Genomic DNA, 13,333 nt, shown 5'->3' on the forward strand with positions numbered 1-13,333 from the left:
TATCAGGTCGATGGTAGGGGCGGGTTCACCAACAATATCTGCTAATAGACAATTTCAAAAACCCGCCCCGGCCGCGATCGTACTGTCGAATACCGGGGCGGGTTTACAGAATCTCTCGTTTCTCTTAAAGATATCCGCGAACCCGCCCTACAGGAATTATGGTCGATAAACCGGACATCATATCAGTCCTATTGCTATTAGATTGAGCCAAAATTTGCGACACCGATCGCACTTGCCGTCACCCCATTCAGAGATGCTAAAATCTCTCCGGTTGCTGACAAGCGGATGAATGTTGAACTGTTTTCTTGAGTAATTGAGAATTGCGAGAAAGTCAGACCATTACCCAAAACTAACAAGTCTTTACCAACTTCAAAGTCAGTAATAGTATCAGTACCGGAATTGGTAGATAGCAAGAATTTATCTACCCCATTCCCTCCCGTCAAACTATCACTTCCCAAACCGCCATTCAGCAAATCGTCACCGCGATTGCCAAACAAGACATCATCACCGCTACTTCCGAGTAAAGTATCGTTACCTTTGCCGCCGAAAAGAGTGTCATTCCCCACCGCACCGTCGAGGGAATCATTGCCCCTCAGACCCAGCAAAACATTATTTGGACTGTCGCCAGTCAGGGTATCATCGCCATTTGTACCGAGAATTCGATCGGGGGAATTGCTGCCCAAATCTGCGTCGCCGGTGACAACAGGAGTTGCAATCCCAGCAGGTAATATCACAGCTTGAATTTTGGTATCTAAAGCAGCACCAGTATTCTCAGTAACTACCTGGGAAATTGTCTTAGTTCCCGCACCAACTTCTTTGAAGTCTTGAGTAGTTGGGCCCAAAGCTACTTGTTGGACGCGGGCTACTGATTCAGGAATTGATGTTCCTGTTGGGTTGGAGACAGCAGAATCAATGCGCTGATTTGCTGTTGCCATTACTGTCGCAGCTTGCGAGGTAATTGAGGTAACTTTTTGACTGTTGAAACTGGGGTCAATCTGCTGAATATTCGCGGCAGCTTGCTGAATTATTGGTTCTAAAGCGAGTGCGTTGCTGAGGTTTAAAACAGTGCCGGATTGAATTTGACTCGTAATTGAACTGACAACAGCTTTGACAATTTCGTTAGTAGCTGCACTGGAAGCACCGTCAATCAAACCCGCAGTTTGAGTGATAACATTTTGGACTTTTACCATTGCAGATAAAGTTGCCACGCCGCCCGGTTCGCTGTCGTTGGTGGCGGCGATCGGATCGAAATCTGCGATCGGAACATCAGCAGGAATGGCAAGAGCAGATTTGATGAGAGATTCAGCCCGATCGCTCTCAATTCCCTTATCTATCAAGTCCACCATCAGAGTAGTTAACAGCGTGACCACAGTAGCGTCAGCAGGTGCAGTAACAGGCGTTTCTAAAGGCAAACCGGTCGCGGTATCAGTGCCTCCAAAAGCCACTAAATTTCCTTCATTTGAATCAATCTCCCCATTGGCGTTTTTGTCGAAAGTCTCAAAGGGAAAATCGAGATTAAATTCACCGCTAGTGTCAGTGTTAGTTGAGGGTTCGCCAGCATCGAGAACACCATTTTTATTGGCATCCAAAAATACCTTGGCACCTGCAATGTAATTATCAATCACCCAGCGACCGTTATATTTTGTTATCTTGAAGGTTTGAGAATTGCTTGCACCTGCAGGGTCGGTGGCGGTTAACTTAACCTTAAACGGTCTTACAAAACTCAATGGTTTTCCATTAATATTAAACACTGGTGGAGTGCCAGTAAATTTGATGGTGTTCTTGTTAGAGTCGAAAGAGAATCCCAGCCAGCTACTGTTGAAACTGCTGGTTAAAGGACTGCCATCCTCTCGAGTTAATTTGTAAGAGATTAAGTCGCCATCCGGGTCGGTGTAGACATTTTGAATGTCTTGATTAAACTCCTTAATGAAATAGTCTAAATGAATCTTTTCTTGTGGCGGACGGTTCTGGACAACACCTCCTCCAGCAATAGCTTCACCCAAAGCCAGCACATCAACACGCTTGAAATTAAGACCTGTATGTTTAACGTTATCCTTTTCATCGTCGCCATCGTTGATAGTGACACCGGTTTGTTTCAAAAGATTAGCGAACTCCTTTGGCGTCAGTTTGCGACCTAATTCTTGCTGTGCTAACTGTTGTGCTAATACTGCTATGCCGCTAATGTGGGCTGTAGCTTGACTGGTACCGTGATAGGTGCTTCTCTCGTTTATATCGCCATCTTTGCCAGCCCCAGTGATAGGTGCTCCTGGAGCAAAAACTGTGGTTAATGTCCCGTTACGCTGAGAAAAAGGAGCAATACGATCAGCAGCAGTGGTATTTGCTGTTACCAATTTCCCAGTCTCACCAGGCTTATTCGCAAAATAGTTCCCCAAAGAGAAAGAACCAATGTTGGAATTGTATACCGCGCCAATCGACAGCGAATTCGGATCTGCTGAAGGGTAGTTTACACCTGGAGGCTCATTCTGGTACGGGTAGTAACGGTTGCCTGATGAAGAGACAACAATTATATTTTTCGCCGCTAATGCTGCCAGTTCATCTCCTATACCGTAGAGTGAAGTTTGACTGGTGGCAAAATTTTCACCGCTGCCGAATGCCATACAAACGCTGGCAATCTTGTAAGTATCTGCATTTTGCAATACCCACTGCAAAGCTTGTTCAACATAGGGAAACTTATTAATTTCGTCACTAGGCATATTATCCTTATTATCCTTTCTCACTTTGAGACCGATAATATTAGCCCCAGGTGCCATCCCTGTATAGGTTGGGTCTTGGGAAGCAATAATGCTTGCAATGTTAGATCCGTGTCCGTCTTTGTCGCTAGCATCCGCGTCGCCGTCGGCAAAATCGTAGTTATAAACGATGCGATCGCTGATGCCGTTTGAGTCGCGGTCAGGGCCAAAGAATGGGTGGTTTAAGTTGATGCCAGTCTCTAATACCGCTACAGAGAAACCACTGCCGTCAATACCGGAAAAACGTGGTGTGGCGCGGAATTTATCCAGATTTATTTGCGCGCTGGATACACTAGCAGGTTTCTCATTAAATGGGTCGTTGCCGCTGCCGTCAAAACTACCAAAAAAGTCTGCTGGGAGGAAGTTATTAACGAAACTTGAAGCATTACTATTACCACCAACACCACTAAACAACACTGAGTCGAGGAAATTGCTATCAATCAGGGAAGTGGATAGATTGTTAGTGAGTAGATTGTTGTTGATGCCGCGCAAAATGCTGCTGCTAGGTGAATTTGACTGGGGATTTGTGACGGCTGGGCCTTCATAGCCTGTAGTTGTGACACCTGCAAGACGAGGTACAGCCGACAAATTCAAATTGTAGGGAGTCTGGGCACTATTAACTGAAGAAACTCGAATGCTGTAAGTCCCGTGTGCCAAAATGCGGTTAATTAATTTTGAACCAGCGCCAGAACTTATTGCAGTTGAGATGACATTTTGATTGCTGTCAAGCAATTCAAGATTAATATCTCCCGTAAATCCGCTGACTGCCAAGTCGAAGTCATTGTCAGCACCGATCGTGAATTTGTAGTAATCTGGATCGTTACTACTTACTGAATCACTGTAGTTTCTGAGAGCGGAACTTGCATTAATTGTACGGGCTGTAGCTGATGTGTTTCCAGCTAAGTCTTGTGCTGGGATATTGCTGTCATTATCGTTATTGGTGACAGCGACATCGGACGCATTTAATCCGTTAAATCTGTTATCCGTACTGACAGCAGGGCTAGTAACAATGGTGTAAGTTTGATCACCGTCAATAGCAAAGTCGTCAACGCCTGTTACCGTTACTGTTTGCGGCTGATTCCAATTAGTAGAGTTGAAGGTAAGCGATTGCGGAGAAACTGTTCCTTCTGCTGTATTGGAACTTGCTAAATCTATTTTCACATCGCCAGTAGGTGGGATGTTTAAGCTGTTTAGTTGAACGTTAAATGTTGCGGTTTGGCCTGCTTCTGTGGTGATTAATCCACTTGCAGGGCCAACGGTAATTCCAGCAGGTGTGGGAGTTGGTGTTGGAGTTGGTAACGGAGGTGTTGGGGTTGGTGTTGGTGTTGGTAACGGAGGTGTTGGTGTTGGTAACGGAGGTGTTGGGGTTGGTGTTGGTGTTGGTAACGGAGGTGTTGGGGTTGGTGTTGGTGTTGGGGTTGGTGTTGGAGTTGGTAACGGAGGTGTTGGAGTTGGTGTTGGTGTTGGTAACGGAGGTGTTGGAGTTGGTGTTGGTGTTGGTAACGGAGGTGTTGGAGTTGGTGTTGGTGTTGGTAACGGAGGTGTTGGGGTTGGTGTTGGCGCAGTGTCGTTATCAGTAATGGGGACATTAACAGCCGGAATTGCGACGCCGTTATACTTCGTATCGGTACTGCTAGCAGTATGACCGATCGCCCCCGCATGATTTCCTTCCACAGTCGCATCATCTGTAGCCGTTACTGTGACGGGTTTGGCAACATTCCAGTCAGTAGCGTCGAAGGTAATTGCACCGATCGCATTTATTTGATTTCCCGCATCAAAACTGATAGTAACTGGTGCAGTTGGCTGCGAATTTAACTTGAGTGTATAATTGCCTGTGGCACCGCCTTCTGTAGCAGTTGTGATCTCCGGTGAAATACTCACACCCGTCGTGTCGTTGTCAGCAATCGTGGCAGTCACAGGAGAAATCGTCAGGTTGTTATAATTAGTATCTGTACTGACAGACGTGTGAGCGATCGTGCCGCTGCGTGTTCCTTGCGCTATGGTGTCATCGATCGCCGTAACAGTGACATTTTGAGCAACATTCCAATTATTCGGCGTGAAAGTGATAGGTGCGATCGCATTAATTTGACTGCCCGTGTCAAAATTAATCGTGACGTTTGCAGTAGGTGCGGTAGTCAGAAGTACGCCGTAGCTATCGGTTGCACCGCCTTCAGAAATAGCTGTCCCGCCTTCTGATTGGACAAGAGAAATACCGGGACTATCGTTATCTGTAATCGATGCTGTCACATTGGGAATGACTTTCGCATTATAATTGGCATCGGTACTCATAGCTGTGTGAGAAATCGTGCCGCTGTGGGTTCCTTGTGCTACATTGTCGTCGATTGCCGTAACAGTGACAGTTTGAGCAACATTCCAATTAGTGTTGTCAAAAGTAAGAGGTGTGGCGATCGGATTAAGTTGATTGTCAGTATTGAAACTGATAGTAACCGGTGCCTTCGGTTCGGAAGTTAGCTGGATTTTGTAACTGCCATTGGCGCCGCCTTCTGTAGCAGTTATGTTCGTAGGTGCAACGCTGAAACCTGCTATATCGTTATCCGTAATGGCGACGCTAACAGCCGGAATTGTGATGCTGTTATAGTTAGTATCGGTACTGGTAGCAGTATGGGCGATCGCACCTGCATGATTTCCTTCAACTAAATTATCGTCAACTGCTTTCACCGCAACAGTTTGAGCGACATTCCAATTAGTAGTGGTAAAAGTAAGTGCGGTAATTGGTTGAATTTCACTGCCTGTAGCCAAGTTAATCGTAACAGGTGCGATCGGTTGAGTATTTAATTTAACGGTATAAGTTCCAGTTGCACCGCCTTCCGTCGCAGTCGTGTTAGTGGGAGTAATGCTAACGCCTGCCGTGTCATTGTCGGTAATGGCGACGCTAACAGCCGGAATTGTGATGCTGTTATAGTTAGTATCGTTACTGGTAGCTGTATGGGCGATCGCACCTGCATGATTTCCTTCAACTGCATTGTCGTCCACAGCAGCCACCGCCACAGTTTGAGCGACATTCCAATTATTCGCTGTAAAAGTAAGTGCGGTAATTGGTTGAATTTGACTGCCTGTAGCCAAGTTAATCGTAACAGGTGCGATCGGTTGGGTATTTAATTTAACCGTATAACTTCCAGTTGCACCCCCTTCCGTCGCAGTCGTGTTAGCAGGAGTAATGCTAACGCCTGCGGTGTCGTTATCGGTAATATTAGCCTTGACGGTATTGCCAGCAGTACCATTGACCGTAAAACTTGCAGTAGTGCCGTTATAATTAGCATCGGTACTGATAGCAGTGTGAGCGATCGGGCCAGTGTGTGGCGAAGTTTCTGCTAGGCTATCCTCAACTGCACTGACTGTCACTGTTTGCGGTACAAACCAGTTAGTTGGAGTGAAACTAATGCCAGCAATAGGTTGAATTTGACTGTCAGTATTGAGTGCGATCGCCACATTTGCAGTAGGCTGATTAGTTAGCACCACTGTATAAGTATCCGTCGTCCCACTTTCAGCTACATTAGTGCTGCCGCCCGACTCAACAATCTTAACCTGTGGCCCGCCAGGAATTATTTTAGTAATAAAAGCATCAGAAATACCACCCCCATTCGCCGCTTGCAAAGGATTTGCTGTTGGGAAATTAGTAGAAACAGTAGATCCTGCTACATAAACTGCACCAGTAGCATCCACCGCAATACCATTACCGTAGTCGTCAGCGCTGCCACCCAGATAAGTAGAATCAACCAAGGCAGAACCCGATGAATTGATACTTGTGACAAAAGCATCTTTCCCGCCGCCGCTGACACTTTGAATAGCATTCTTAGTCGGAAAATTAGTCGAAGTCGTATCCCCGGTAACATAAACATTATTCGCACTGTCTAGAGTAATGCGATGCCCGTTGTCATCTCCGCTGCCACCCAAATAAGTTGAATAAATCGCAGTGTAACCTAGAGGGCCTAACTTGATGACAAAAGCATCATTTGCACCACCTGCATAAGTCGCTTGAACTGCATTTTTAGTCGGAAACTCAGTTGAAGTGGTAATTCCGACAACATAGGCATTTCCAGTACTATCTACAGCGATATCAGCACCTTTATCTTCGCCAAAGCCACCTAAATAAGTGGAATAAGCACGCGCACCATTGCCGTCAAATTTAGCGACAAAACCATCATAACTACCTGCCAGGGCATTTTGAAAGCCTAAATCTCTCCCCGGCAAGTTAGTCGAATAAGTAAGACCGGTAATGTAGGCATTACCATTATTATCTATTGCAATGGCTTGAGCGTCCTCACGATCGCTACCGCCGAAATAAGTAGAATAAACTAAAGCACTACCAGTTGGATTAACTTTAGTAACAAACGCATCGCCACTTCCCCCTGCGTATAGAGGTTGGGAGGCATTGGCGGTGGTGGGGAAACCGCCGCCTGTCAACCCAGTAACATAAGCATTGCCGTTACTGTCTACAGCAATGCCATTGCCGAGGTTGCCCTGGCTACCGCCTAAAAAAGTAGAATAAACTAACCCATTCCCGGCAGCATTGAGTTTAGTTGCCGCAGCATAGTAACTAGGTGGTGTAGTTGCTGTAGGTTGAAAAGAACCAGGTGTAGTTGGATAACCCGGATCGACTTGTCCGGTTAAATAAGTATTGCCTTGACTGTCTACCGCAATCCCAAAACCGTATTCATTGCCAGCACCGCCGATATAAGTAGAGTAAACTAAGGCAGTTCCTTGGGGGTTAATTTTAGTAACTAAGAAATCAGCTTGACCCCCTGGCGTAGTTTGCAATGCACCAGGAGTAGTCGTAAAATTGTTAAAAGTAGTGCCTATAATGTAAGCCGCACCTGTACTATCTACAGTCATGCGGTTGGCGTAATCATTGCCGTTGCCGCTTATGCCATCACCGCTGCCACCTAGATAAGTGGAGTAAGCTAAAACCGGATCGATAACTAGGGGTTGAGTGGGGTCAAAATATCCCAAACTAAAATTAACTTGACCGTTTCCTAATAAATTGTAAGCGGCGGGAACATTCACCCGCTGTCCGTTGATATCTTGATAAACTATCGGTGCGTTATCAATTAATTCGCCTAGCGGTGTCTCTAATATTAGTGCGCCGTCGTCACGCAACCGGATGTCGTTAACACCAGTATAGTTCATCTTAATTTGACTCGGGTCGGCAAAAGGTGCAACCAAAAACTCGCTCTTAAGTTGTCCTTCTGTGCCTTTGAAAACGCGGTCAATTCCTTGATAGACGTTTTGATAAACAACGCCGTTAAAAGTAGGAACGTCTGTGTGCCATTGACTGGAATCTTCGCTTAAAATAAAGTTAGCAACTCCCGGCAATTGTTCCAACCCGGAAATTGTGGGGTTGGGGTTGCTGTTGGCTAAGCTGCTGCGGACAATTGAAGAATTTGTTGGTTGATTTCCCGGTTCATTAGGTGGCTGGAAAGCGGTAAAGGTGATTTCGTTTGGAGTGAAATAGATACTGTGACCGGCACCTTTTACCTGGAATTTCACATTCGGGTCAGTTTGTCCAGCATTTGCAATAAAACTTAAGGGAATTTGACCGTAAGATGCTTGTTGATTTTGAGAGCTCATAGCTGGTACCCCTGGTTTATGTTTGCAAGCAACTTTACAAAATTACGAACTCTGCTGTATAGTAAATTCTCGCGGAAAAATTGTGAAAAATACAATTTTCTTGCGAAATTTCACTTAATTTGATGAATAATTGTAACAACGCTGACGGGTGCGCTCGGTCAGTAAGTGCGAGAGTCCGACATTCCGCCAGTTCGATATTCCGAGAGTCCGAGAGTCCGCCAGGGGTTAAAAACCCCTGTCTCATAGCTAAAGTCCTCTGAAAGAGGACTGGTGTTGATGATAATTTAATTGGATTTGCCAGTCGGTTTCAACCGACTTTCGCTATGAGACGGGGAATTAATTCACTCCTAGGACTTGTGGGTGAATGCAAAAACTCAAGAATGCCAAAAACTTTGGGTAAGTCCGCGAGTCCGACAGTCCGCTAGGGTTTTTAAGCCCTGCCAGACTGCGGGTGTTACCTTTATTAAAGTTGATCGCGATATTTCTTAGGAGTCAAACCGACGATTTTACAGAAAGTCTTGCTAAAGTGACTTTGGTCGTGAAACCCGACTTGTTGCGAGATATAGATTATTGATAAATCTTGCGTTTTCAATAACTGTTTGGCTTTTTCAATTCGGCACTGAATCACGTAATGATGTGGCGTAACTCCAATTGATTGTTTAAACAAACGACCGAAATAAGAAGGACTCATCTGCACTAAATTAGCAAGTTCACTTAAGTGCAAATCTCGGTGTATATACTCATTAATGTAATTAATAACTATTTGTAATTGGTGAGGGTCTAAACCGCCTTCAAAATCGCGCATATTGGTTTTTTGTGCACAATAGCGGTGCAGTATATGAAGTGAAAGCGCGTTCTTCAGTGCACCGACATAAAGAGTACCGTTTAATCCACCTGATGCGAGTTCGGTTTTGAGGGCCCAACCAATTCCCATAATCAACGGATCGCGGATTTGCCAGTGCGGTATAATTTCAATCTGATTGGAATTTGTCGATTCGTAAACTGTATTGTCGAAGTCGGTAGGTTCAAGAGCGATCGCAATAAATTCATGGTCTTCGACTGCATAGGGGTGGTAATCAGTACCAGCAGCAGCGATAAAAATTTGTCCACTATGGCAGAGTTCGCTACCGTAGTGTTTCCCGTTCAGTTTCGCTCCCCCGATAGTTGAAGAGAGTATCATGCCAATGCTGTGCTGTTGCAGAGAGTGTTCGGGGGATTCGCTTGGCGGCTGATGGTGATATTCGACATGAATTCCCTCCCAGTTTGCCCCGTGACTCGACAGGATTGCGGGATGGGGGAGAATCGATTTCATCGCGTCTGTCTGGGCAAAATCAAGAATTAATGCTTTCTCTGAGGACATAGCTTGCACCTGGGAGAGTTGCTATTATTATATGGGTCTGAAGTCCTTCCAGTTATACAAAAGATACTCAGGGCTTACGCTAAATATTCTCGGTCTGTTTGTCAAGATTTAGCAATAAAATTTAATGGAATTTGACCCTAGGGTGGTGGAGGATCGATGGATAATCCGCACTTTCATACCAGCCGTTGCGCCTAAACTGCTACGCATCTAAATTGTATTTTTGGGCGGGCGGGACGCCCAACCCCTACTCCCCACAAGAATTTGCTCTAATTTGATTGTCAAATTTAAATGCGCCTCAGCTTACAATTAATTACTGATAATTATTAACTTTTAGAAAGATTAATGTAAAATCTCCAATTCTACAATCCCCAATTCTTCAATCCCCAATTCTTCAATCCCCAATTCTTCAATCTAAAATCTAAAATAAAATGACGCCCGCTAAAGTTTCCCACCAGTACAAAAGCACTTTACAGGAAAGCCGCAGGCGTCAAAATCAAGCAAACTTAAATCTTAGAAAAGACCCAGTGTGAAAGATTTGTCGATCGGGAAAATAGCACCAATACCCAACCACAGAGTTACCGCAGTTCCCAACAGGAAAACAGTAGTAGCAACAGGGCGGCGAAACGGATTTTGGAACTTATTAACATTCTCGATGAACGGAATCAAAATCAAGCCAACGGGAACACCGGCCATGCAAGCAATACCCAACAATTTGTTAGGCAAAACGCGCAGGAGTTGGAACACAGGCCACAAATACCATTCCGGCAGAATTTCCAGCGGAGTAGCAAAAGGATTAGCAGGTTCGCCAACCAAAGCCGGGTCTAGTACAGCCAAACCCACGCACAGAGAAATCGTTCCCATGATGACTATAGGGAAAACGTAGAGCAAGTCATTAGGCCAAGCTGGTTCGCCGTAATAGTTGTGACCCATGCCCTTAGCGAGCTTAGCGCGGAGCGCGGGATCGCTCAAATCTGGTTTTTTGATAATAGACATAGTGAGAGTGTTCTCCTTTTAGTTTTACCCGGGCCTGGGATTCCGCTGTATTCGTTAGTCTGAATCAGCGGTGCGATCGCAGGAAGTATTAGCCGTAAATAAATATCATGAGTCATGAATTCTGAATTTTCAACTCACAATTCAGCGGGGGGGCAAAAAAAATACCGCCCCCAAAACTCAAAACTTACAACGGGCCAGAGATACCTTGCTTGCGAATCATCAAGAAGTGAGCCAGCATGAACACTACAATCAGCCAAGGCAACACAAAAGTGTGCAAGCTGTAGTAACGAGTCAAAGTGCCTTGACCGACGCTGACACCGCCGCGCAGCAGTTCAACCATCAAAGAACCAACAAACGGGATAGCTTCGGGGACGCCGGAAACGATTTTAACTGCCCAGTAACCGATTTGATCCCAAGGCAGTGAATAGCCGGTCACGCCGAAAGAAACAGTGATGACTGCCAAGATTACTCCTGTCACCCAGGTTAATTCGCGGGGCTTTTTGAAGCCGCCTGTCAGATAAACCCGGAAGATGTGCAAAATCATCATCAGCACCATCATGCTCGCAGACCAGCGGTGGATGGAGCGGATCAGCCAGCCGAAGTTGACTTCAGTCATCAGGTATTGCACTGAAGAAAAAGCTTCTGCTACCGTGGGACGGTAATAGAAAGTCATGGCGAAGCCGGTGGCAAACTGGATCAGAAAGCAAACTAAAGTAATTCCGCCCAAGCAGTAGAAAATATTGACGTGCGGGGGTACATACTTTGTAGTGATGTCATCGGCGAGCGCCTGAATTTCCAGGCGTTCCTCAAACCACTGGTAGGTTTTTGAGTCGGTGATTTGTTTAGAAAACATGGAGCCAGAATTCCTAAAAGAATATTGCTGTGGTTGAGGTTCAGGGCAGCAGCCACAAGGTTTTTTGTCGCCCCGCGCCGAGCAGCTTGCTTTTACTAGCAAATGCCTGAGGCTATTTTTTAAATTTGGAGCTGACGAAAGGAACTCTCTTGTGCGATCGCCTGCAAGCCCTGGGAAACTAAGCGGTGGCTTGTCCCTACTCGCTGGCGTTGCCCGATCGAATTCCAGACTGTGATAAAAAATGTAACATAATTGCCGTGCAATTTTCACGCGGGCGATCGCTTTTTGGACACTTAAAAGGCTTTTTTCGGAATCTCAACATCCGCCCAAGCTACTATGCGGGGAAGGCTGAGCTACAGCAAGCAGTCCGAGCCGGAAACGGGTTTGCCGGGAGAGGCCAAATTTCATCTCGATCGTAAAACTTTACCTTTTGGCCCCAAACGCCCTCATTGTTGATCTAGTAACCCCAACCGGTTCGATCGTCCAACCGAATCTTGTTTTGTAGTCAGGACTGCAGTCTTTACTCACAAAATCTGCTGGCTGCAACCTGCCTACTTCGGTCAAAAAAGCCGGTAATTGCCCCCTTCCGTAAAGTCCTATCACAATTGAAAAGAAAGCAAACTTTCCACAAAAACTGGCAGTATTGGCGAGAAAGGAGTGGGACGCGGCGATATCGGAAAGGGAATTTCCGGCAGAGACGGGAAGGATGGAAAGTCTCGCGATGGCGGTGTAAACCCTGTCGAAACGATCGCGCAATCTGATGGACTCACATCTGTAACATTTTTAACGTCGGCGATTAAATCCAAGCCGACCAATATCCGAGTTCCCCGTCTCATACCGTCATCATAAGATTCAAATCGGTAAGAGAAGAAGTTAGAACCATTACGATCTTGTACGAAACCAACGACTTGGATTTTGTCGCCTTCGACCCGGTTAAAATCCTCAATAACGGCATGGCGACCTTCACCGCCATAGAAGAGGTAAGGGCGGGCATTTGACGAACCGAGAACAAATAAGTCGGCTCCATTTTGCCCGATTAAATAATCGATTTGTTCTCCTGTTGATGAAAAGCTGTAACCCGATATGGTGTCATTACCCGGCCCGCCAATCAGGGTGTCGCTGCCTTCATTTCCCTCAAGCAAATCGTCTCCTGCATTGCCGTTAATGTAGTCATTATCTAAGTCACCTCTTAAAGTGTCGTTCCCACTGTCTCCCAACAGGCGATCGTTACCTTTGCCACCCATTAACAAGTCGTTGTTGAAGCCACCAAACAAGAGATCGTCTCCATCTCCTCCGAGCGCCGTATCATTGCCTTGACCGCCGATAAGACAGTCATTGCCAGCCCCTCCCAAGATACTGTCGTTATTGTCTTCTCCTCTGATTAAATCCGCGCCTTCGCCACCCTCAATAATATCATTCCCGGCACCTCCTTCAAGTTTGTCATCGCCTTCGCCACCGCTGAGACTGTCGTTACCAGAGTAGCCCAAAAGGCGATCGCTACCGATTCCACCTGCGAGACTATCATTTCCTTCTCCGCCATCTAAAGTGTCATTACCACCCCAACCAAATAGAGTATCATTGCCTCCAAGCCCGCACAGGGAATCATCGCCAATTCCACCTACTAATAAATTATCGAGATTGTCACCGCATATAACTACCATAAATTTTTCCTCCTGAAAGCTATTTCACAACAGTCAATCAATTTGAGATTTTGGATTTGAGATATTGGATTGTTCCCGTCCACTCAATTTTGGGTTTTAGATTTTGTAATAACTTTAGTCCTGATTG

Annotated in this window: 6 protein-coding genes; 1 reads left to right on the plus strand and 5 read right to left on the minus strand. The window is 45.8% G+C overall.

Translation table 11 applies throughout. From position 1 onward, the window contains the following. Positions 1–197 precede the first annotated feature (197 nt). The 4 genes from QUA24_RS02215 to petB all read right to left on the minus strand — a co-directional run bounded on the left by QUA24_RS02215 (position 198) and on the right by petB (position 11,545). A complete protein-coding gene (locus QUA24_RS02215; protein ID WP_333226857.1) occupies positions 198–8,339 on the minus strand; it encodes a DUF7948 domain-containing protein in 8,142 nt (2,713 codons plus the stop codon). A 463-nt stretch (positions 8,340–8,802) separates the two neighbouring features. Beyond that, the gene (locus tag QUA24_RS02220) at positions 8,803–9,699 is read right to left on the minus strand and encodes a helix-turn-helix transcriptional regulator (RefSeq protein ID WP_333211346.1); all 897 of its coding nucleotides are present in this window, start codon (positions 9,697–9,699) and stop codon (positions 8,803–8,805) included. Positions 9,700–10,209: 510 nt separating this feature from the next. Then, positions 10,210–10,692 (minus strand): cytochrome b6-f complex subunit IV, encoded by a 483-nt coding sequence (gene petD / locus QUA24_RS02225; RefSeq protein ID WP_333082815.1) that lies wholly within the window; start codon positions 10,690–10,692, stop codon positions 10,210–10,212. Positions 10,693–10,876: 184 nt separating this feature from the next. Next, positions 10,877–11,545 (minus strand): cytochrome b6, encoded by a 669-nt coding sequence (petB, locus tag QUA24_RS02230; protein ID WP_015174799.1) that lies wholly within the window; start codon positions 11,543–11,545, stop codon positions 10,877–10,879. Positions 11,546–11,730: 185 nt separating this feature from the next. Between petB and QUA24_RS02235 the strand changes: the two genes are divergently transcribed. Continuing rightward, complete coding sequence (locus QUA24_RS02235; RefSeq protein ID WP_333226859.1) at positions 11,731–11,964, plus strand: hypothetical protein; 234 nt, start codon at positions 11,731–11,733, stop codon at positions 11,962–11,964. Between the two features lie 180 nt (positions 11,965–12,144). Here the strand turns inward: QUA24_RS02235 and QUA24_RS02240 are convergent, their stop codons facing one another. Further along, entirely contained in the window at positions 12,145–13,206 is a 1,062-nt protein-coding gene (locus tag QUA24_RS02240; RefSeq protein ID WP_333226861.1) for a calcium-binding protein, read from the minus strand. Positions 13,207–13,333: the final 127 nt, after the last annotated feature.

It is taken from the genome of Microcoleus sp. Pol12B5 (assembly GCF_036701335.1).
Taxonomy (GTDB): domain Bacteria; phylum Cyanobacteriota; class Cyanobacteriia; order Cyanobacteriales; family Microcoleaceae; genus Microcoleus.

Coding starts and splice junctions, on each gene's coding strand:
- QUA24_RS02215 (WP_333226857.1), bottom strand. CDS start 8,339: ATGAGCTCTCAAAATCAACAAGCATCTTACGGTCAAATTCCCTTAAGT.
- QUA24_RS02220 (WP_333211346.1), bottom strand. CDS start 9,699: ATGTCCTCAGAGAAAGCATTAATTCTTGATTTTGCCCAGACAGACGCG.
- petD (WP_333082815.1), bottom strand. CDS start 10,692: ATGTCTATTATCAAAAAACCAGATTTGAGCGATCCCGCGCTCCGCGCT.
- petB (WP_015174799.1), bottom strand. CDS start 11,545: ATGTTTTCTAAACAAATCACCGACTCAAAAACCTACCAGTGGTTTGAG.
- QUA24_RS02240 (WP_333226861.1), bottom strand. CDS start 13,206: ATGGTAGTTATATGCGGTGACAATCTCGATAATTTATTAGTAGGTGGA.